Origin of the sequence: Streptomyces lydicus, assembly GCF_004125265.1 — a bacterium.
GTDB lineage: Bacteria > Actinomycetota > Actinomycetes > Streptomycetales > Streptomycetaceae > Streptomyces > Streptomyces lydicus_C.
On record NZ_RDTE01000001.1, the window covers coordinates 21630 to 42603 of the forward strand.

Below are 20974 nucleotides of genomic sequence, written 5' to 3' on the forward strand. Positions count from 1 at the left end.
AATCCGGCTCGCAGTATGGGATTTGGCGCATCAAGAGCAGTGAGGAAAGTAGCTACAACTTCTCGGACGCAGGCGTTCGGGAGTCCGCTGCGGCCGGAAGCGATAGCTCGGCCGGTGGGCTTCAACATCGACGCAGGGCCCCGTCTGCGTATACTCAAACCAACCCAACTGCCAATAAAGCAGGACAACTTGCGTTAAAGGGCGCAGGATGGATTAGTACTGCGCCCGCGAAGGGCTTCCCGGGAAGCTTGGTAGATCACCTCGGAGAAAGCAGAGAGCCCGCATCTCACCAGCGCCGACGCCGAGCCCGGCGACGACGTCGTCACCTTCACCACCACAGCCGGCGGAAACTTCACTCTCACCTTGCAGGACGCCGCCCCGACCACCGACGACCTCCTGCCCGAGCCCGTACTGACGGAGGCGATCGCTGCGGCGATCCTCAACCACCCCGCTTTCGTGGTTGCCACCGCTGACACCCCGCGCGAGGATGCCATTACCGTCCAAACACGCGACGGCAACCGCTACCTCCTCGCCCTCGACGCCGCCCGTAGCTCCCGCGGTCCCCAGGAGTAGCCGGCCCGCGCACTCGCCCGGCGGACGTCAGCCGCTGCTCCCACGCTGCACGAGCCGCGCACCCGCGCGCGTAATCCGACGACGAGTGTGTGCGAGGACGCAGACCAGCAGGGCGACGGTCGGCCGACTGCGCCACCGCGAATGCGGACGCGTACATGTGCGTCCGTCCCGTCTGATGGGCGTTCAGGCGCAGTCATCGGTGCATCCGGCGGGAGCGCCCGCAACTGTCGCCCCAGGCACGGGATCAGCCGTTGCCTGCCGCGATGGCGCTGGCAAGCCTGGCGTACGTCGGCGCTCACCTGCGACTGCCCTCCAACACAGGAGACTTGATGGCTCATAAGCTCGGGCGCCGCGCGACTGCGGTCATCCTGTCCAAGGGTCTCCTGGCAGGCGGCTCCGTCGCACTCGCAGGGCCAGCGTTCGCCGTCGGCTCGTACGGCTGCGCCAGCAAGCTCGTGAAGAGGCTCCGCAACGGTCCGGGAACCAACTGCACGGCCCTCGGCCTGGTCCCCGATGACGGGGCCATCACGACGACGTGCCCGGTCAAGGGCTACTCACGGGACTACGTCACTACGCGCAACGGAAACAAAATGCGCCACGGCTGGGTCTCCCACGTACACGAGCACCACGGGCATTGGGCCCGGGTACTGAGGTCGACGCCGTCTGCGCCTGGCACCCCAAGAGTCAGGCACTTCGGGGCAGGCACCGGCTCGGAGGGTGGCCACCGGCAAGCTCTGAACCATGCAAATACGACCGAGGGGAACGAAAGCCCATGAGCACGCCCTCACCCGTACCGGGGGAGGCCAGCCGTCCTCCCGCAACCAACACCACCTACCCCGGGCTAACCGATGAGCAGACGATCGAAATAACGGCCATCACCCAGGCTGCGCATGCCGTGATCGGAGCCGTGTGGGGCTTCAACATCACCGAGACGCGCATCTATCAAGTCGCCGACGTTCCCGGCGGCATCGGCTACTCCGGGACCACTGATTTCGCGCAGAGCCGCATTCCATGGCTTGAGGGAATCGCTCATATGAACGCGGCCGGTGATGCTGCTGTGCGCCAGTATCTCGACAGGTCAGGTCTTCCTGATCCCCACAGACTGGCGGGAGTGACCCGAGGCCGCCAGAATCGGGAGCGCGCGGAGGAGCAGCTCGCTGCTCGAGGGTTCACGATGGTCCGCGGCGCCGTTCCGGCGGGGGTACCTGGGGCCTCGTGGGATGCGGTGGTGCAGCAGGTCGATCGCACTCTTGAGCAACTGTGGCCGCAAGTCGAAGAGGTCGCATCGCAGTTGCGGACATCGTTCGCCGTCTCCGGTGACCACGTGCGGTCGATCCTGGGTGATGCCGCTTCGGAGATCGATCTCGCCGTCATGGCCGACGCCTCGCGCCAGGCGCCGGAGCCACGGGGCGGTACCTTTCAGCGCCTTATGGACCTGGCCCGTCAGATTGCCGCCGACGGGCGTCTGCGGGCTCCCCGCGGCCCGGGACGTGCGCGTTCGCTGCCCGATGCGCAGTTCGAGTCTCTCCAGTCCCAGCAACAGCAGCACGGCCGCCAACACTTGAGATAGGCATGGAAGCCGTAGTGGTAAGCGCGTCAACCAACATGCGCAGTTGCAGTAGCACGTCCTGATCGGTGGTCTCCCGGTCGAAGACCTCGGCGGGTGGGGCGAGGACTTCGATGAGCCAGTCGTTGCGTACGGCGTCGGCCGGCGGGCGCGCGTCCCCCAGGGATGCGACGCAGGGCGTGTGTGGCCGCGTCAGTGGGACCTGGCCTGCTCGAGGGCGGGGCGGCCGCAGGCGGCCGGTGTGCTGTGTCTTAGCCGCCGCACGCCGCAGCCCGGCCCGCAGAAGGGATCTCCGCCGGTCTTTCCCGGGGCAGGAGAGCCCACGCTGTGGGAGGGCTGCCGACGTGCGGCCACTAGGCTGAGGCGGGGCCGCGGCCCGGGGACCGGCGCCGAGGGAGCACATTGAATACTCATCCGGGTCCGGCGGCAGCGGGGGCGGACCTTGCCCAGCTGGTGCTCGACTTCCACCACACCCACCACTGCTGGACCCTGCCATTCAGGGGGTGCAGACCTGGGAGGTGCGCATCACCGCCGCCAGCACACCGGTGGGAAGCCTGACGGCCGTGCGCGGCCTGTACTGGAAGTCCGACAATCTGCGCGAGCGGATGGTCGACGAACAGTCCTTTCCGGCCCTGGTGGCCGCCCAGCTCCTGGACGAGGCCAGCCGGTTTACCTACGAGTTCGAGGAGTTCATCGAGTCGGCCTCCAGTGTCCTCGTCGTCGACCGGCTGCAGGTGGAGGAAGCCTTCGCCGACCGTCCAGACACGCGACGGCAACCGCTACCTCCTCGCACTCGATTTCGCCCGCACCGCCCGCGGCCCCCAGGAGTAGCCGGCCCGCGCCACCGAGGCTGCGGAACGGCTCGCCAAACTTGCCCAGCGCCGTCTCCAGCACTCTGTCGTCACTCGACCGGCGGCTCCTCGGAACCGGTGCCGTGCGCTGCGGCGTACCCCGACATACGGTCGGCGCACAGCCGCTTGTGACAGGACAGCGCGGCCGGCGGTCCCGCGCTCCCTCGCACGTTGTGCGGGGCCGCCACCCCTCGTTGAGCCAGCGCGGCCTGCTGTGTGGGGTGGCCTGCGTCAAGGCAGGGTGGCGGGAGGGGCAGCGTCCGCGGTCTCTCTCGTCGAACAGGGCAGCGACCCCGCGTGCTCGTCGGGGAGTTGGCCGCACGGTGCTCGGTGCGGGGCTTGGCGCAACCGGCGCCGATCTTGGAGTGAGAGCTATGACGCCCGTGCGCTCTCGGGCTGGAGGGCGGTGAACACGGCGCGCTGGCTGCACGGAGCACACCGATGCCTCGAGAGCGCTCACTGGCGCCGCGGTGTGTGTGGTGTGGTCCGGGTGTGAGGCGACCGTCCTGCCGGTCTGGGGTGCCACCTACTGTGGGAGTGTGACGACGCCCTCCGACGATACTGCAAGGCCGGTCCCGGTCCGGGTGGTGCTGCCCGCCGATCCGGTCCTGGAGCATCCGCAGCAGGAGGTCGTCGCGCGGCTGTGGAAACGGCGGCAGACGGACGCGGGCTGGTTCTATCTCGTGGGCCTGCCGTCGTACCGGCAGGGCGCGGACGGAGGTGTGGAGGCGGCAGAGTACCGGGTGTGGGTGCGGGCTCCGGAGCACGTGCGGCCGGTCGAAGGCGTTGACTACGAGCTGGTCGACACCGAGCGCCTGGAGCCGCCGCCGTCCGTGGTCCGCGAGGTGCTCGGGGAGCGGCGGCCCGCTGGCTGGGTTTTGCGGAAGGTGGGCGGCAGCCGCGGCCGGGCTGGCGGTGTCCTGCATGCGCCGGACTGTGAGGAGGCCCCGCAGGGCGCGCCGCTGCTCGACCTGGACAGTGCCCTGAACGTCGCGGCGAGCCCGGCGGCGCGTTTGTGCACGCTGTGCGGCTGCGCGCAGGAGCTGACCCCGATGTTGCATGGCTTCGACCACCTCGGCGGCTCCTGAAGTCTGGAGTGAACGGGCGGTTGCAGCCAGGTCGTTCACTTGTCGAGGCGGAGTGGCTCCGAGGGCGGCTGCGGCCCGGCGCGCCAAGCTGGTCCGGCCGCTTCCAAGGTCGAACGAGCCGGGACACCTGCTGCACCTCGTGGTGACAGCGACCTCAGCGACAGGCACCAGTGACCGTTCCCCGAACGCTTTCGCCGAGCTCCCCTTCCGGTCCGACACCCATGCCCTCGTCCTCGGTCTGGTGAGGACGAACATGTGACCGTGGATCATTGCAGGTCACCTCGCGACGGGATTCGGCCACAGCGCGTGGAGCCCTGGTACGCCGGCCAGCACCTGCACCACGATGGCCCGGGCGTATCACCGCGACGAGAGGAATGCTCGTGGGCGAACACAGCAGGCCAGACAAGCCGCTGAGCGAGGGCAAGCCGCCTCCCGGCAACAGCGATGGGCGGGTGGAGAAGCCTCCGCGACCGTCGGGGACGCGTCGGAAGTAGGCAGCGACTGCGATGGCACTGCCCGAGCTCCAGGCGCGCTTGGCGCGCACTATGGATGAGCGTGGCCTGTGGCCGGCGGACTCCCCGTGGGTTCGCCCGGCCATGGAGACCTACGCGCGCCACCTCTTCGCTCCGGACCGGCTGTGGACCTGGGACGGGGAGGCATACGTCTGCGTCGACCGGGCTGCCGATCTCAAGGCATGGGCGGATCTTGTCTACGCGGAGCCCGCTGACTCCACCATCACGCAGGTGGTCGGCGGTCTTCCCACCTCCAGCCTGAGCTGCGAGGAAGTCGTGGCCGACATGCTGGACTCGCTGATGCTGAATGTGGGCCAGTCCACGCTGGAGCTGGGGGCCGCGACCGGCCGCAACGCCCGGCTCCTGGCAGAGCGGGCCGGGCCGGGCCTGGTCACCAGTGTGGAGTGCGACCCTCAGCTGGCGGCCGCGGCCGCCGCCAACCTCGAGGCGACCGGAGGCGGCGTGGAGGTCGTCACCGGCGACGGCGCGGCAGGCGCTCCCCATCGGGGGCAGTTTCAGCGGGTCATCTCCACGTTCGCCGTTGAGGAGGTTCCCTGGGCGTGGGTGGAGCAGACCGTCCCGGGCGGCCGGATCGTCACGCCCTGGGGTCGGCTGGGGCATGTGGCCCTGACGGTCGCACCGGACGGGCAATCGGCAACCGGTTGGGTCCAGGGGCTGGCCACTTTCATGCCGGTCCGCGGCACCGACCAGGGGCTGGAATGGGACCAGGTCCGCGGCAGCCGTCCGCCGGCCGTCGAGGAGCCGTTCACTTGGGAGTTGCAGAAGCTGCACCAGGACTCCAGCCTGCTCTTCGCGCTGCGCGTCATCGCCCCCGACATCCGCGTCCGCACGAGGGCCGACGAGGGGACGGTCACCACCTGGCTGCACGACGGCTGCACGTCCTGGGCACTGATCGTCTCCGGCGAGGACGGCGGCTCGGCCGTTGCTCGGCAGGGCGGGCCGCGTCGTCTGGCCGCCGAGTTGGAAGCGGCCTGGCATGGATGGACAACCGTCGGCACGCCGTCGCTGTATGACTTTGGCATGACACGTACCCGGGACGAGCAGTACATCTGGGCCTTTGACCCCGAAAGCGGACCTCGCTGGTCGACCAGCGACAGCCGATCGCTCCGGGCTGCGTAACGACGACGGTGCGGCGGCGCCCGCACCGGCCCCGAGGCAGCCGATGCCCGGTTCCCAGTACCTGGCACACTGCATGGCATGGCTGCCCTGACGTTCCCCCGCGCCCTCGTAGTGGTCACCAGCGGCATCGTCTTCCTGATCGCAGGGCTCCTGGGGGCTCTCCTCGATGGGTGGGAGGGGGCACTCGCCGCTGGTTTGCCCGCCAGCTTCGCCGCTGCCCTCGGCTCCGTGATCGTGCGACGGCGGGCTACGGCCGCCTACGACGATGCACGCGAGGAAGCCATGGAGCGCGGCTACGCCGAGGGCATCGCGCAATACGTCCACGTTGCCATCGCCAACTACGAAGCCGCGGTCTTCCCCCTTTCCGGCCCCGACGGAGTCATCCCCGAAGAGCGCACGGCCCGCCGCACCAGCGCCTACAAGATCGCTTCCTTCGATGGAGTACCCACCCAGGTACGCAAGGCCGCGGCCACCGCGCTCGCTGCCCTGGACGACGCCGACTTGGCCTGCGCCACGGACGCCATGAAGGCACTAGCCAGCGCGGTGCATCAGCACGTCACACACGACAGGCGGCTGCGCCCCGGGCGGTAACCACCCAACGCATGTATTTTCCGCCTTCGCTCTTTCTGGAGCGCCACGCGGTGGCCCGCTCACCCTCCTGCGGGCCGGTCTGCTTTCTCGGCGAGGTGCGTGTCTGGGGCGAATGAGGCTGAGGTCACGAAGCTGGTCGACGGCTTCGGCCAGTCCTCTCGCCTCCCGGACCGCAGTGGCCTTCGCCGCCGGGCTCTGGGCTCCATGTAACTCCGGTCCCCAGACCGGCACGGAGGACCCGGCCCCAGACCGCTGCGCTGATCCACGCCCCGGGGAGCTCGCCGCGGACAGCGACGGCGCGGTGCAAAGCCCACGCAGCCGTGAAGCAGCAGCCGGTCCGTCCTGCGGGACACCTCCAAACCTGCGGTGCCGCCAGCCGGGAGGAAGCGGCTGCGGGGACACCAATCCCCTTGCCGAAGTGGCAGGGTGATGGAACCTCCTCCGGGATGGCCGATGGGCCGGGGTGGCGGTCTGTGCGTGCACCGCCACCCTGGGCGCCCGAATGAACGATCCGGAGGAGCATGATGGAGCCGGAGCCGGCTGCGGGCGGCGGTCGAGCGCACCTGTGCCATGTGTCGGATGGATGTCATCGGGGATGCCGCCGTACGTCTCCCCGGTGATCACTCAGGCCCAGTTCACGAGGTCTACAGTGGTGTGCGCGTGGTGGGCGGGGAGTCGCCCGGCATCCGGGCCCCGCTGCCGGCAGGCTTCGTCGCTCCCCCGGGCCCCTTTCCCTGGACGCCGCGCCGAGCGACGCGGCTTCGCATGACGCTCCGGCCGGGCGGGGGCCGGGGAAGGGCGCACGAGCGGCCGTGCGGCCCCGTCGTGGTCTGCCTACGGGGACGGGGCGGCCGGCTGCGTCGTCCCCGGGGCTGGCCGGAGCGTGACTGGTCGGCCGGTTCGTCGTTGAGCATGCGGCCCTGTCCGCCCGCCTGCTGGAGTTACCCGTGCCGGTCCTCACGGCCCTGCCCGCGAACGCGCAACCCGGGCTCGCGCCCACCGGGGACCGCGGCCCGGTCGAACGGGCCGTGGCCGACGGTGCGCTCGCCGCCGCGGGTCCCGAGACCCTGGTACGCATCGACGTTCCTCAGCCCGACGGCTCGTTGCGCCTGTACGCGTCGTGGACCGACGGCGGCGGGCCTCTGGCCGACCACATCGACCGTGTCGCGCTCGCGCGCGGGCTGGACGCCTGGTCCTGGGTCGAGATCCTCACGCACTCTGCCCGCACTACCCACCGCGGCCGGATCGAGGTCCGCACCCACCCCCTGCGGCAGGTCCTCGCCGACGTCGAGGGCGGCCACCGGGGCAGCGAGGAGTACCGGGCCGGCTTCGCCCGGCTGCTGGCCGACGATGCCCTGCGGGCCGGCCGCCCGCCGCTGCCCGCCCCCGGCCTCCCCGCCTGGCCGGGTGTCGGCCCCCTGCTGTGGCACCGGTGGCAGGCAGGCCGGCCAACCGTCGAGCGGCAGTGGCTGGGCCGCTGAAGAGAGGACCGCGCGCGGTGCCCACGACGTTCATCACCATGACTCCCGGCAATCCGGCGAGTGAGGCGTACGCCCGCCTCATGCACGGCGCCGCCCTGGCCGATGCCGACCGGCTCACGCGCGAGGAAGAGCAGCGCTGCCAGGAGGAGTTCTCCCGGATCTGGGAGCGGCTGCTGCGCAACGCCGAGGTGACCAAGTCGCTGGCCCCCGGGCAGGATCGAGCTGCCCGGCGGCCTGCGGCCGCTGCGCGACGCGGACGCCCCCGACGACGAGTAGGCCCTCCCCGCTGGCCGCCCGTCGGGCCGGGCGGGAGGAAGGCGGCGGGGCGATCCTGGAGGCGTGGCCCGTATCCGCTTCTGTGCCTCCTGCGGCGCTCGGCTTCCGCTGAAGGCGCCCTCCCGGCGCCGGTACTGCGACGACGCGTGCCGGGCCCAGGCGTACCGGGACAGGCAGCGGTCCGACCGGATCATGAGGGTCGCCATGATGCTGGCCGACGCGGAGTGGAACGGCGACACCGGCATCATCCGGTTGCTGACCTGCCCCGAGTGCGGCCGGATCACCTTCGCCGGAGGCGGCCGGCGCCAGGACGCCATCTACTGCAGCGGCCGTTGCAGATCCAGATCCTGGCGCCGCCGTGCGGCCCGGCGCGCGAGGCGAGAAGCGTGACGTACAGCCGTCACAAAATCGCCCTCTACCAGCACGTATGACGCCTCTACGTCACGCCCCTGACTCCATCGCGTCACGAGCGGAAAGATTTCGACGTACCCCCGTTGATTTTTCCGACGGGGGTACGTTACTTTCGTGGTGCGACGCACGACGAAGGGGATCACCGTGACCACCACCGAACCGCTCGGCACCACCACCCACCCGGACTGGGAAGCCGTCGAGGTCCACCTCGCGCGGCACATCGGCCCGAACGCCTACCCCTTGCCCGAGCTGACCGCGCTGCTCGACGAGCACCCTCACCGCCTCGTCCTCGACCCCGACAGCCGCACCATCTGGTGGGCCTGGGACAACACTCCTCTCAACGAGGAGGGCTGGACGGTCGAGCACCTCACCCCCAAAGCTGCCGCCGAGCAGCTCGGTGGCGAAATCGACCGTATCCAGGACCGCCAGGACGCCCCCGAGCAGTACGACGGCGACACCTCGGCCCTCGACCGGGACCAGGAAGCCCTCGACGAGTACGCCGCCATCCTCCGGCTGACCCTGCCAGCCGAACCGGACCGCGCCGCCGCGCACATCAAGCACCGCCGCCGTCTGGTCGCCCGCCAAGATGCCCTGTGGCAGCGGACCTACGCCGAGCTGGTGCGCGACCAGGCGGGCACCGAGTGGGGCGGAAACACCCGCGCCGCCCGGGCCCTGGGCGTCACCGACGTCCAGATCGGCCGGATCATCAAGGACGACGACAAGCGCCGCGCCGCCCTCGCCGACGCGGTGAACGCCGCGCGCGACGCCATGTAAACCGTGGGCAACCCCTGCTGAGAGACGGCCGTCCCCCAAGGGGTTGCTGTCTCTCAGCAGGCACCCAGCCCGCAGGTTGTCCTCACCGGCACGGCCGCCCCTCCGGGCCCGTCTACGGGCCGGACGCCATCGAGAACGTGACGTTCACGCGGCGCCGGACCCGGGTGAAGGGGACCTGGATCAACGAGCGCCTTCCCCCGCGCCCCGGCCTGACCCCCGTCTACGCGGTGGACCCGCAACTGGCCCGGACCACCACGGAGTTCTCCGACCGCAGCCGCCCTTGACCGGCCCGGGAAAGGCGCTGGCGGCGGCGCGTGGAAAAGCCTCCTTCGCGGAGCGCATCTGTCATCCTGGTGGCAGCCGGGCAGCCCCGGCCTTCTGCCCCGCGTGCGTGGGGATGGCGTCACCAGGCGAACCGCACCGGCACCGTGTGCGGCCTGGACGCATACCCATCCCCTCGCAGCTCAGGAAGGCCCCGCCGTGCCCGAACAGACCGACCCGCCCAGCTCCCCCGGCCCCCTCGACCAGACCCTTGCCGCGCTCGCCACGGCATGCCCCGGCCTGCGGCAGGTCGACCCGCACACGATCGGTGCCCCGCTCGCCGACGTGCGGCTCACCCCGCAGCGCACCGCCCGCTTCGCCTGGGCAGGCTACGAGGTACACGTGGCCGTCGGCCACGAGGACCACCTCGACCGCGACGACCTGGACAGCACCGCCCTGTACCGGGAGGTCCGCGCCCACGCCACCCTCCTCGTCCCCCAGACCGTCGCGGCCGACGGCATCGGGCACATCGAGTGGGAGATGACCAACTCCCGGGCGGAGATGGCGTTCCCGACCGCGTGCGCCGTGGCGGTCACCGACCAGCACGACCCTCGGTTCGCCGCCGCCGTCCTCGCGACCGCCGCCAAGGCCCTCGCGTACGCCCGCCTGGCCACCGAGCACGCGGGCGCCCAGGCCGAGCAGGCCGCGGACGAAGTCCGGTGGGAGAGCGAGCGCCCGGCGGGGGTCAGCCAGCACAAGTGGCTCCGGGACAAGCGGGCGCAGCGGGACGCGGCGACGTAGCCCCCGGCCGCCGTCCCCGTGTCCGCTCCTCGCCCACCGGCGAACAGGTGGAGGCGCGGGCAGAGGCCGCCGGAGACAGCCCGCCCGTCCCGGGCGCAGACGTGCGGCGCCCGACGGCGCCGTGCTCAACTGGTCGGCGCGCGCCGGTCAGCTTCTCCGGCCGCGGGTTCCGCGGGGCCGGCTGTCTGCACCGCGGCAGCCGGCGGGACGGGACGGCACGCGATCGGAGCAGCGGTACGAGCCGGCGCGTCCCGGCAAGCAGCGGGCGGCGGCACAGCCCGAGACCGGCCGGTACCACGGCAAGGGCGGCCGGCCCACGCCTTCTCGGGCGCTGCAGGCCCGTCGTCCTGGCCCTGGGCCAGCGGCGGGCGCTCGACGAGGATCTGCTCGTAAAGCGCGCCTGCCCGTGCGCAGCAACCGGGCTGATGCGGTGGCGGATGGCCCCGAACATCTCGGCGCGGTTCTTGACCGGCTGGTCCACACGGTCATAGCGCAGCTGGAGGGCGGTGCCGTCCGCAGCCTTGAGCAGCACCAGGCCGAGACTCCCACCGGGCACCAGCTCGCGGTACCCCGCAGCTGAAGAGGCAGGCCATTGTCGGGATCGGTCAGCGCCTCCACCAATTCCGCCCGGCGCAGGCTGGCGTCGGGGAAGTGACCCAGCCGCAGGACCCGCAACTCCCCCAGCCGCGCCTCGTTGCCGGTATCGATTTGGGGAACGGCGACCGTGTGCAAGAAGCCGAGCCAGCGCAGCAGGGCGCTGGGGAGCCAAGCGGCGTCGCGCCAGGTGCACTCGTAGATGAGAGGCTGGCGTTATCCATCGACGCGGGCCGGGTGGTGTGGCACTCCAGACGCGGCTCCGAAATGGGGTCGAGGTTACCGGAGTTGGGGCCGGGGCGTATCGTCTCCCAGTGTGACCGACACCGATGCGCCCCAGGCCAACCGTGACCTGCTCGTCGGGTCCTGGATCGTCGCGGTCCCGGCGATCGGCGGCCTTCTCCTGGCGCTCGGCCTGATGCTCTTCCCGTCGTCCTTCGACAACAACGGCAATTTCGGCGAGCCGATGTCGTGCGGCAGGCCTGCACTGTTCGACCGGCAGGCTTTCACGAAGCAGCAGTACGGACCCGACGCTGAGCTCGACGAACTCGGCACGTCCGGATGCGCCGCAACCGTCGCCACCCGGGAGCACCAGGCCGTCGGCGCCCTGTCCGTGGCCACCCCGCTCAGCCTGCTCGCCCTGACGCTCCACCTGCACCGCCGCACGGCCCGGCCTGCTAGCGGATGACCAGGCTCATCTCGAATGAGTACTGCTCGGCCATGGACGCGTGACTGCCGTACTCCAGCGCCCGTCCGTCGGAGTCGAACGCCACAGCTGTATTGAGCTACGGCTCCGGCCACCGTCGCGGCGCCACAGACCGCCTCTCCTGGCCGCTCTACGGCGCCGTAGCGCGTCACTGCCAAGCGAAGGCGCAAGCGTCGTAGAGCCCGTGTGCGGCCACGGCTGGGGCGAGGGATCGCTGCCACAGGGTGACCGCGGTGGTGGTCACGGCGCAGGCGGCCGCATGAGCGACGTTGACGCTCCCGCCCAGAGTGTGTCCGGCGGCGAAAAGGATCGCCGAAGCGGTGGTGGCGGCTCCCGTCAGCCACCACCGCACCCACCTGCGAGCCATCCAGCTGCCCCGGCGCTGTGCCGCGAGGAGGGCCAACCACAGCGCCAGCAGCGGTCCGCGGAAGAGGAGCTCCTCCAGCGGAGCGGGGGCAATCAGTCCGTAGCCGAACCGGATCAGGGTAGAGGTCTGTGCAACGGCGACATCCCGCGGGTCCTCGGCAGCGGGGACGGAAGTCAGACCCGGAAGGTAGGAAACGAGATCCGCCATCGCCCATAGGGCCGCCGCGGCGGCGAGCCCTACCGCCGCCCACCGCAACGCCTGACGCATCGACGCCGGCCATAGCCCCAGGCCGTCGGCGAACCGGCCTGCGGCCGCGCGCACCGAGGTGTTCCCCACGCAGACCGCCACGGCCATAGCGCCGAGCACTGCCCCCGCTCCCACGAGCGTGAAGAACCTGCTGGGACTTTCACCGTTCCACGGCACGAATCCGGGCACGAAGACGAACGCGTCGCGCAACGCCTGCGTGGCCATGAGAGTGGCGCACCACATGAAGAGACACGCCAGCGCGCGGCCAGCTCGACGGGCAACTCGTTGGGAGGTTGAGGGCGGGCAGTCCATACGGCCGTCGATCATGCATTCCGTGCGGTGAGTATCCAACTGCCCCCCAAGACGTGTGACCACACAGCTTGCCGTAGGGATAGCAGGTCCCACTCAGCGCGGGGCGCTCATGGCCCTCATGCGGCTGGCCTGCTGCTGTTGTCCGAGTACGTCGAGCTGGGGCTGCTGGCCATACATGTGGAGGGGACCCGCGTGGAGCTCACCCCGCTCGGCCGCCGATCAGCCCGATCTCAGCCAGCAGTTCTTCTTGGTCGATGGTCAGGTCGTCTGGGGGGCGCAGCCAGGCGAAGCCCTGGGCCACTTGGGGTTCCCTCCCGTGCTTGCAGCGGCGCACTCTTCGGCGTGGGTGGCGTGGGTGATGAAGGCGGCCAGCTGCGCGACGGCGCCGACAGCCCAGGCTCGTCCGGGCGGAGCCGAGGACTGATGTCCACCCCAGCACCAGGCGCCCGTCGGCGGACTGCGGCACCTACGCAGCCGGGGTCCGCGATCAGCGGGCCGAGACCGGCGGCAGCCGCTTCACGGGCGGCCTAGAGGCAGTCGGTTGGCCGGGGCGCTCAAGCCGAGGCCATGCACAGAAGGGCCACGGTCCCCACCGCGAAGCGCACTGAACTGAGCCCGCGGCCAGCCAGCAGGACGGCCGCGACGACCAGCGGGCCGACGAGAACCGGCCCGATCACACCGAGCACGAACCGCCGGTGCCCCTCATCCATGCTCTGCCCCCTCCCCGGAGCCGAGCTGACTCCGCCCATCCCCGCTGCGGCACCTTCCAAGCCGAGCTTGGGATTCCGGACTCGATGCCGGCTCGCTCGTCATCGAGATGGTCTGCACCGCCTTGCCCCTGCGCACCAAGAGCGTCAACGGACGAACCGGGGCGTCCTCTGCATGTCCCCCTTCAGGAGCCGCCGGGACGTTGTGCCGAAGGTCGTACGCTGAGTCGACGCCCAGATGCCAGGGCCAGCCCTCCGCCACAGACTGCTCATCGGCCCGCTGGTAGATATCCGCGGCGGCGTCGAGTACAACATCGCCTGCCTCCCAAACGGGTTCATAAGGAAGTCTGTTCGCAATCTCGTTCACAGGGCCATCCTGCCGGAAGGCACTGACACCGCGGCCCTGGGCCGTGGTCGCGAGCCGCAGCGCCTCAAGTACGGTCACCCGGTGGCGGCTGCACCAGGACGGCATCCGTCGACGTGGCTGCGCTGGGACAGCGAGGGCCGCCCCGACATCGTGCGCACCGCAGCCTTCAGCGCCGGCGGTGACCCGCAGGCCGGGCAATGGGACGGCCAGGCCCACAACCTCACGACCCACCGGGGCCTGCGGCGGCACAGCCGAAGGTGAGTGAGTTGCCGGTGGCGCCGTGACAACTCAGCCCGCAATGCCCCCGGTACCTTCGCCGTGGTCCGCCCGCGCTCGCGTAGTCTGCCTGCCGACCCTTCACTCGTTCGGGTGTATTCGCCGCAGAGGCGCGGGGGTGCCGGTGGGCGCTGCCAGGCTGGGCAAGATCCCTGGTGGCGCAGTATGAGATGAGAGGTCGGGCGGACTTGGGTCGGCACACGCTCACGGACTACCCGGCGTTCTTCGTACTCGCAGACCCTCCGCGGACCGGCCACTTCATGTTCTGGCGTCCGGCCGCGACGATGGGACCGGCCGACCAGCTCACCGTGCCGGCCGGGGCGCGCCTGGGTGAGGGCACCACCATGATTGTGCGCTGGTCCGGCGGCAAGGCCAAGACCGGCAGCGTCCCGTACTACACCCTCGCCCTGGAGGACGCCTGGCCGCTGCTGGTGCACTGCCGCACCCACGACCACGGCCACGAGGCCAACCAGTTCTGGGGGGCCGCAGCCCTGCTGGCGCTGCAGTTAGTGGCCGACGGCCGGCTGGAGCCGACGCTCACCGCGCACGGGTACGACGCGTGGAAGACCACCGGACTTGGGCCGTGGCAGGAGGAGTTCGACGCGCTGCTCGCGGCTATGCCTCCCGAAGCGCACGCCCGCGGGTTCTCGCACTCCTCCCTGGGTTCCGGGCCGTCGATGAGCGACCCCGGTCATCTGCTGTCCGCGTATCTCGATGCGATGGCCGACTACCTGCCCCGTTCCCCCGGCGCCGCGGTGGCCACCGGCCAGGTGGCGTTCGCCGACCGTGCTCCCCAGCACGTGCCGCACCTGCGCCTGGCCAGCCCTCGCATGGCGGGCCAACCCGCGCTGGGCGTGCGGCTGTCGCTGCGCCTGGAGCTGGACGCCGAAGGGGCCGAGACCGGGGTCCGGGCGGTCGTCCAGGTCCACGACAGCGTCGGCGGCCACCGGGTCGCGGACGCCGGGACTCTGTGGCGTGCCGTGCCCTCGCCCAACACCCCGGACGCGACGCGGCAGATGGAATCCCTGCTCGCCCTGCGCCGCGCCGCCCGGGCCTGGCCACCGCTCGCCCGCTTGCTCGAGGACCCGAGCGGCCGTGGGGCGCTGGATCTGGACGAGGACGAGATCGACGAACTGCTCGGCGATGCGGTCGCGCGGCTGGCCCGGGTCGACTGCGCCGTCCACTGGCCCCGCGACCTGATCCGCGCCCTGACCGGGCGCACCGTCATCGCCCCGCGCCCGAAGGCTGTCGCCCCCGCCCGCCTGCTGGGCGCGGAGCAGCTGCTGGACTTTCAGTGGCGGGCCACCATAGGCGACGAGGATCTGACGGACGCCGAGATGGACGCCCTCGCCGAGGGGCACCGGCCGTTCGTGCGGCTGCGGGACCGCTGGGTGCGGGTCGATGCGGCCCTGCTGCGCCGGGTGCGCGAGCGGCGCCTCGGGCAGGTCAGTGCCGGTCAGGCCCTGGTGTGCGCGCTGAGTGGCAGCGCGCGGATCGGCGAGGAGATCGTCGAGGTCCATCCCACCGGCTGGCTGGCCGACCTGCGCGGCGCCCTGACCCGCGCCGAGCACCCCGATGTGGTGGTGCCGGCCGGGCTGAAGGCCGAGCTGCGGCACTACCAGCGTCGCGGGCTCGCCTGGCTCCATCACCTGACGACCGGGCCGGTCGGCGGGGGGATCCTGGCCGACGACATGGGCCTGGGCAAGACCCTCACGCTGATCGCCCTGCACCTGCTCAACCAGGAGGACGCGGCGACGGCGGGGCCGACGCTGGTGGTGTGCCCGGCCACCATGCTCGGCGCGTGGGAGCGGGAGATCGGACGTTTCGCGCCCACCGTGCCCGTCCGTCGTTTCCACGGCCCGTCCCGCACCCTGGACCTGCTGCCCGCCGACGCGGTGGTCCTGACCACCTACGGCACGCTGCGCCGCTCCACCGACCGCCTCGCCGGGACTCCGTGGTCGCTTCTGGCGGCCGATGAGGCCCAGGCGGTCAAGAACGCCCTGTCGGGCACCGCCGCGGCTCTGCGCAAGATCCCCTCCCGGAGCCGGGTGGCTCTGACCGGCACCCCGATGGAGAACTCGCTCGCGGACCTGTGGGCGCTGCTGGACTGGGCGACCAGCGGTCTGCTCGGCACCTGGCCCGCGTTCCGGGATGCCTTTGCCCGGCCGATCGAGGCCGGCCGTGACACGGCGGCCGCGGCCCGGCTCGCCGCGCTGATCGCCCCGCTGGTGCTGCGGCGCAAGAAGACCGACCCCGGCATCGCCCCCGAGCTGCCGCCCAAGACCGACACGGACCAGGTCGTGCCGCTCAGCCGCGAGCAGGCGTCCTTGTACGAGGCGGTCACCCGCGAGGCGCTGCAGCAGATCCGGGCGGCCGACGGCATCAACCGGCGGGGCCTGGTCCTGAAGCTGCTCACCTCGCTGCGGCAGATCTGCAACCACCCCGCGCAGTACCTCAAGGAAGCTGATCCGGCCGTCGCCGGGCGCTCCGGCAAAATCGACCTGCTGGACACGCTCCTCGACCAGATCCTGGCCGAGGAGCAGGCGGGGCTGGTGTTCTCGCAGTTCACCGGGATGCTCGATCTGCTGTCGTCGCACCTGAAGCGGCGCGGCATCCCGTACGAGGTGCTGACCGGAAGCACGCCGGCCGGGCAGCGCGACCGGCTCGTCGGACGCTTCCAGGACGGCGCCTTCCCCATCTTCCTGCTGTCCCTGCGCGCGGCCGGGAACGGTCTGACCCTGACCCGCGCGGAGCACGTCTTCCAGGTCGACCAGTGGTGGAATCCGGCCGTGATGGACCAGGCCGCCGACCGCGCCTACCGCATCGGGCAGACGCGGCCGGTCCAGATCCACCGCTTCGTCGCCGAGGGCACCGTGGAGGAAAAGGTTCACCAGCTCCTGGCCGTCAAACGCGAGACGGCAGACATGGTCCTGGGCGCCGAACAGCTCGGCCTGACCGAACTGGGCGACGACCAGCTCGCCGACCTCGTCGCGCTACGGAGGCACGGACGCTGATGGTCTTCTTTTGCACCTACAACGAGCTCTACGGGACCGTCTACGAGCACCGCGCGGCCATCCCGGCCGACGACGCCGAGGATCGGCATGCCGGGCCGGTCCGCGAGGCCTGGTACGGGGAGCTGATGCAGCAGCGCCGCGACGAGGAGCGCCTGAACGCCGGGATGCCGTACGTCGGGGACATCACCGGGCTTCAGGTGTGGCCGGGTCGCCTCAGCGGCCTCATCCTCCTCGACAAGGACGCGGAGCCCGCGCTCGCCTACCCCGGCCTCGCACACGGCTACCCGCGCACCCTCGACGTGTTCTGGCCTCGTCTGTCCGACGAGCAGTGGCTTCTGCTCGCCGCTGCCGCCCGCCCCCACGCCCACCAGCTCGCCACCGAATCCAGCGACGAGGCGATGCTCCGCATCCTTGACCTGGCCACTCGTCTCGATGTGAACCTGCTGCCCACGTGCCGCGAGATCAAGACCTCCGACTGCCCCTGCCGCAGCCGCAAGAGCGTGTGCGAGCACATCGCCGCCCTGATCGAGTACTTCGCCCGGACCCTGGAGCGCGAGCCCCTGACTCTGCTCCTGCTGGGCGGGTGCGCCCCCGGGGACTTCTTTGCCCGCGTGGACGACCCCGAACACCCCAGCGCACAGCCCTACTACCGGCCCGACAGCCTCCCGGACCCCACCGTCGACGCCCGCAACCTCTACTACCGGCGCCAATGGCACGCCGCCCCTGACCTGCCGCCCTTGCCCGCACCGCCGGCACAGCCGGCCGCCGCCGCGTCGCTGCCCGACCTCGGCGATCCGGCCCACCAGCTCCTGGCTCGCGCGGCCTCCGCTCGCGCGGCCGACCTTCTGAGCCAGGCCCTCAAGCGCCGCCAGAATCCGCTCGTGGACCCCGTCAGGCGGCTGACGCCCGAGCGGGACGCAGCCCGGTTGGCGGTCTACCAGAGCTCTGCCGAAGGCGCCTCGCCCACCGCCTGATCCCCCTGGTCCCCGCAGCGGCGTGGCCTGGTTCAACTCCGGGCTGCTGCACGGCCGGTGAGGCACAGCAGCGTCTGCCCCGCATCCCGTCCGCGGCGAGGACCACCGCCGCTCTCAGGCGTACATCGCGGCGGGTACGTCGCTCTCGTGTCCGGACAGCCAGTAGAAGATCAGGGGCGTCTTCTCGCGGCCGCGCGCGTCCTCGATGACGCTGTACCCCTGGTCGGCGAGGTAGCGGGTGAGACGGTCCAGGCCCGCGCGGTGGTGCGCACGGTCCGCGGCCGTGTACGTCCCGACGCTGCCTTCCCTCTTCGCCCGGCCCACCGCGTAGGGTTCCCGGACGCACAGCTCGGCGCCGTCGACCCGCTCGTCGCCATCCCGCCACACCGACTCCTCCCAGCAGAAGTCGGAGCCCGATCGCCAGATGGCGCCGCCGGGTTCGTGGGCGAACCCGCCGGCCGCAGCACCGGCATGATCTTCCATGCGCTCCACCCGTGGCTCGACAGGTCCGGCACGTACGGGCCAGAGCGCTCGGCCGGCGGCTTCGAGCAGGCCGGGCACAGATGGCCGTCGTCGCCTGAGCCCTTCGTCCGGCCGGCCGTCCCCAGCTCCGGTTCGGCGTGCTCGGCCGATCGGACGGTGATGGCCGTGGGACACCGGCGGCAGGCCACCTGGCGATGAGATCCATCTGCTCATTGTCTCCGCGGCCAAGGCACGCCACCGGAGGATCAGGAAGGACTCGCCTTTGCTGTAGGGGCGAGGCGTTCGTCGTATTCTCGGCTGCCGGTCGGGGTGAGCTGCACGAGGGTCTGGTCTGGATTCACGGCCAAGAGTCCTAGGTAGGCATAGTCCAGCAGGACCCACGAGACCACCTCGGCGAATTCCCTTCGCTCATCGGCGCGCACACCGCTGTCCCGGGTCTGCTCGATGGCGCCGGTGCCAGGCGCGGTCGTGTTCAAGAGCGTGCCGGCCAGTTCGGAAACGACGAGGGACCTCTCCCGGTCGCGGGACAGTTCTGCCCAGAGGGCGGCGAGGCGAACACGTCCGCGACCGGGGTGTGCGGCTTCAGGGGCTAGCGCTGCTTGAGCGGAGTGGTGCGCGTTCGCTACGAGGAGGCGGCGGACGCCTTCCCCGGTAGCTGCTTGCTGAGCGTACTTTTTGACCGGGATCAGGCGACCCCGCTGGGTACGCAGCAGCCCGGCGTCCACGGCGCCGGTCAACAGTCCCTGGAGGACGGGGAGGTTGCAGGAGGAGGAGAGGCGACGCTGGCCGGTGCCCCCATGCGGGTCGTCGCCGGTTCCGAGCAGTTGCACAAGTTCGAGGCCATCAGCCACGCGGAGCTGGCCGGTGGTGGTCAGAGTGCGTCCGTTGCCGACCCATTGAACGAGCCGGTGGATGGCCGTGGCCCAGGGGGAGATGTCGCCTTCGGTCACCGCGCTCATGTTTCCCTCGCTGCTGAAGTCGTACCTACGACGGCTGGTTGGTCAGGTTTCCTGTTGCGCTGAGCGCAATGCGCGGGCGGCGCGGCGACGCTGCCTTCGGGGCAGCCTTGTCGGTCTTGCCGTGAGCGTCACTGCGGGGTCGGGCTCGGCGAGCTGGAAATTCTGTACATCGTTCGGAATTTCCAGCCGTGCCGGGCGCCGGTCAGCGGGGCACCGTGAACGGCTGGGCCGGAAGAAGCAGGCGCTGGTAGGCGGTGGGAAGGGCGGTGGCTTCCTCGGCGAGATCGTGGCGGTTGAAGCTGCGTTCGCCCTGCCCGAACCCGGAGGGGTCCAGGTCGACGACAAGCTGATCGCCCTCGCAGCGGACGATGGTGCCCCGGTGGTGTCCGAGGATCAGGCGGGTTGCGACGTCCCACTGGTCCGGTGCGGGCCTGCGGGCCGCCGGGTCGGTACGCAGGCGGGTGCCGGTGGTGATCGGGCGGTGAAGGTCGGTGGTCAGGTCGCCCCACCACAGCAGGTGCTGGATCACGGCCCGCACCATGGGCTGGGGCATCTTCTCGTTGGTGAGGCTCTTCTCGACTGCGTGGATGGGCAGTTCCGCGTCGGCGCACAGGGCGAGGATGGGTTCGATCAGGGCCTGCTGGACCGGGTGCATGGGCCGGCAGAAGCCCCCCAGGGCCTTGACGTTGGTGTAGTACTGTGCGTCCTTGGGGCCCGTCCACCACTCGTAGGTCCAGCCCCGGGCGTTGATGACTTCCTCGGCCCAGTCCAGCACCCGCTCCGAGGGGCACAGCTCGCCGGCCGTCGGAGAGCTGTCGACGAGGGTGATCTTGCCGTCGTTGTTGATCAGCATCAGGTCGGGAATGTAGCCCGCTTTGCCGGGGCCGTGTTCGGCGCGGAGTTTGAATGGCTGGCCGATCATGGACCGCACGGTGGGGTCGAAGTCCGCCAGTTCCATGCGTTCCCAGATACCGTCCGTGGCCACCGGACTCTGGCCGGTGCTGATCGCGGCATAGATCCCGAGGTCGAGTCGCTCGCCGCGGTAGGTGAGGTGGCGCCGCCAAGGGTGTGCGCGGACCAGGTCGTGGACGTCGACGTCGGTGACGGGCATCCACCGTGCCGGTCGCCCTTCCTCGAACCGCAGTCCGATCTCTACGCCGTCGTGAAGTTGGTGCGCCCTCGTTCGTGTCACCGTTTCATGCTGGCAGAGCTGGTTTTGCGCTGTACGGTGCTTTGCCGAATCCACGGTGCAGGGCTCTGCCCTTTCTCGGCCTACGCACGCAGAGTGTGCAGTGCCGAGGGGTCGGTCTCGCGGGACGGCGAGTGTGGATGTTGCGGCAGCACGCGGGCTTCGTGCTGCTCTGGGCGGCGGCCCGGTGCCAGGACGAGCACTTGAGCTGGAACGACGACGCCAATACCCGGGGCGACCGCGACGAGCCGCCGCTGCGGCAGGGAAATTCCTCTCCCCCGCCGCGCCCTCCTACGAGTCGGACACCGACGACCTGAGCTTCTCCCCCACCGGCGGACACCCGGTCATCGCGGTACCGCTCCACCGGATCGTCGCGCTCACCGGCGACCGGCAGCGGCGCACACCCGGCAGCACCCGCCCACGAGCCGGACGACAGCCACAGGGCTGAGTGCGG

At 70.9% G+C, this 20974-nt stretch carries 22 protein-coding genes; 17 read left to right on the top strand and 5 right to left on the bottom strand.

Annotated elements, in window-relative coordinates; genetic code table 11:
* The first annotated feature begins 363 nt into the window (after positions 1 to 363).
* The 13 genes from D9V36_RS00080 (at position 364) to D9V36_RS00135 (ending at position 11608) form a co-directional block, all read left to right on the top strand.
* The gene (locus D9V36_RS00080; protein ID WP_129291839.1) at positions 364 to 573 is read left to right on the top strand and encodes a hypothetical protein; all 210 of its coding nucleotides are present in this window, start codon (positions 364 to 366) and stop codon (positions 571 to 573) included.
* Between the two features lie 772 nt (positions 574 to 1345).
* Entirely contained in the window at positions 1346 to 2143 is a 798-nt protein-coding gene (locus tag D9V36_RS00085) for a hypothetical protein (protein WP_129291840.1), read from the top strand.
* Positions 2144 to 2643: 500 nt separating this feature from the next.
* Positions 2644 to 3123 (top strand): hypothetical protein, encoded by a 480-nt coding sequence (locus D9V36_RS00090; protein ID WP_129291841.1) that lies wholly within the window; start codon positions 2644 to 2646, stop codon positions 3121 to 3123.
* 407 nt (positions 3124 to 3530) lie between these two features.
* The gene (locus D9V36_RS00095) at positions 3531 to 4079 is read left to right on the top strand and encodes a DUF6233 domain-containing protein (RefSeq protein ID WP_129291842.1); all 549 of its coding nucleotides are present in this window, start codon (positions 3531 to 3533) and stop codon (positions 4077 to 4079) included.
* A gap of 596 nt (positions 4080 to 4675) precedes the next feature.
* Positions 4676 to 5731 carry a methyltransferase domain-containing protein gene (locus D9V36_RS00100; protein WP_241720615.1) on the top strand — a complete coding sequence of 352 codons (1056 nt, stop codon included), beginning with the start codon at positions 4676 to 4678 and terminating at the stop codon, positions 5729 to 5731.
* A 78-nt stretch (positions 5732 to 5809) separates the two neighbouring features.
* Entirely contained in the window at positions 5810 to 6322 is a 513-nt protein-coding gene (locus D9V36_RS00105) for a hypothetical protein (protein WP_129291844.1), read from the top strand.
* 947 nt (positions 6323 to 7269) lie between these two features.
* On the top strand, positions 7270 to 7803 hold the full coding sequence (locus D9V36_RS00110) for a hypothetical protein (RefSeq protein WP_129291845.1): 534 nt from the start codon (positions 7270 to 7272) through the stop codon (positions 7801 to 7803).
* Between the two features lie 339 nt (positions 7804 to 8142).
* Positions 8143 to 8469 carry a hypothetical protein gene (locus D9V36_RS00115; RefSeq protein WP_129291846.1) on the top strand — a complete coding sequence of 109 codons (327 nt, stop codon included), beginning with the start codon at positions 8143 to 8145 and terminating at the stop codon, positions 8467 to 8469.
* Positions 8470 to 8634: 165 nt separating this feature from the next.
* Positions 8635 to 9264, top strand: coding sequence for a hypothetical protein (locus D9V36_RS00120; RefSeq protein WP_129291847.1), 630 nt, complete (start codon positions 8635 to 8637; stop codon positions 9262 to 9264).
* Positions 9265 to 9401: 137 nt separating this feature from the next.
* On the top strand, positions 9402 to 9548 hold the full coding sequence (locus D9V36_RS40505) for a hypothetical protein (RefSeq protein ID WP_164992788.1): 147 nt from the start codon (positions 9402 to 9404) through the stop codon (positions 9546 to 9548).
* 196 nt (positions 9549 to 9744) lie between these two features.
* Positions 9745 to 10326 carry a hypothetical protein gene (locus tag D9V36_RS00125; protein WP_129291848.1) on the top strand — a complete coding sequence of 194 codons (582 nt, stop codon included), beginning with the start codon at positions 9745 to 9747 and terminating at the stop codon, positions 10324 to 10326.
* A gap of 406 nt (positions 10327 to 10732) precedes the next feature.
* Positions 10733 to 10906: a hypothetical protein gene (locus tag D9V36_RS40510; RefSeq protein ID WP_164992789.1), complete on the top strand. Its 174-nt coding sequence runs from the start codon at positions 10733 to 10735 to the stop codon at positions 10904 to 10906.
* A 330-nt stretch (positions 10907 to 11236) separates the two neighbouring features.
* The gene (locus D9V36_RS00135) at positions 11237 to 11608 is read left to right on the top strand and encodes a hypothetical protein (protein WP_129291849.1); all 372 of its coding nucleotides are present in this window, start codon (positions 11237 to 11239) and stop codon (positions 11606 to 11608) included.
* Positions 11609 to 11774: 166 nt separating this feature from the next.
* On the opposite strand, the gene D9V36_RS00140 is transcribed toward D9V36_RS00135, so the two are convergent.
* Both D9V36_RS00140 and D9V36_RS40515 read right to left on the bottom strand, forming a co-directional pair.
* Entirely contained in the window at positions 11775 to 12464 is a 690-nt protein-coding gene (locus D9V36_RS00140; RefSeq protein ID WP_164992790.1) for a CPBP family glutamic-type intramembrane protease, read from the bottom strand.
* Positions 12465 to 13105: 641 nt separating this feature from the next.
* Positions 13106 to 13261: a hypothetical protein gene (locus D9V36_RS40515; RefSeq protein WP_164992791.1), complete on the bottom strand. Its 156-nt coding sequence runs from the start codon at positions 13259 to 13261 to the stop codon at positions 13106 to 13108.
* A gap of 445 nt (positions 13262 to 13706) precedes the next feature.
* Here D9V36_RS40515 and D9V36_RS00145 point away from each other — a divergent pair, with 445 nt between their 5' ends.
* The 3 genes from D9V36_RS00145 (at position 13707) to D9V36_RS00155 (ending at position 17889) form a co-directional block, all read left to right on the top strand.
* Positions 13707 to 13886: a hypothetical protein gene (locus D9V36_RS00145; RefSeq protein WP_129291851.1), complete on the top strand. Its 180-nt coding sequence runs from the start codon at positions 13707 to 13709 to the stop codon at positions 13884 to 13886.
* Positions 13887 to 14089: 203 nt separating this feature from the next.
* Positions 14090 to 16915: a DEAD/DEAH box helicase gene (locus D9V36_RS00150; RefSeq protein ID WP_431357629.1), complete on the top strand. Its 2826-nt coding sequence runs from the start codon at positions 14090 to 14092 to the stop codon at positions 16913 to 16915.
* Entirely contained in the window at positions 16915 to 17889 is a 975-nt protein-coding gene (locus D9V36_RS00155; RefSeq protein WP_129291852.1) for a hypothetical protein, read from the top strand. Before D9V36_RS00150 ends, D9V36_RS00155 begins: the two co-directional genes overlap by 1 nt.
* Positions 17890 to 18003: 114 nt before the next feature.
* Here D9V36_RS00155 and D9V36_RS41595 read toward each other — a convergent pair whose 3' ends face one another.
* From D9V36_RS41595 to D9V36_RS00170, 3 genes are all read right to left on the bottom strand, one after another.
* On the bottom strand, positions 18004 to 18372 hold the full coding sequence (locus D9V36_RS41595; RefSeq protein ID WP_241720616.1) for a hypothetical protein: 369 nt from the start codon (positions 18370 to 18372) through the stop codon (positions 18004 to 18006).
* A 245-nt stretch (positions 18373 to 18617) separates the two neighbouring features.
* Positions 18618 to 19331, bottom strand: a complete 714-nt coding sequence (locus tag D9V36_RS00165) for a hypothetical protein (RefSeq protein ID WP_129291853.1) — start codon at positions 19329 to 19331, stop codon at positions 18618 to 18620.
* Positions 19332 to 19533: 202 nt separating this feature from the next.
* Positions 19534 to 20523: a TnsA-like heteromeric transposase endonuclease subunit gene (locus tag D9V36_RS00170; RefSeq protein ID WP_241720617.1), complete on the bottom strand. Its 990-nt coding sequence runs from the start codon at positions 20521 to 20523 to the stop codon at positions 19534 to 19536.
* 184 nt (positions 20524 to 20707) lie between these two features.
* On the opposite strand from D9V36_RS00170, the gene D9V36_RS00175 reads away from it, so the two are divergent.
* Positions 20708 to 20968, top strand: a complete 261-nt coding sequence (locus D9V36_RS00175; protein ID WP_129291854.1) for a hypothetical protein — start codon at positions 20708 to 20710, stop codon at positions 20966 to 20968.
* Positions 20969 to 20974 lie beyond the last annotated feature (6 nt).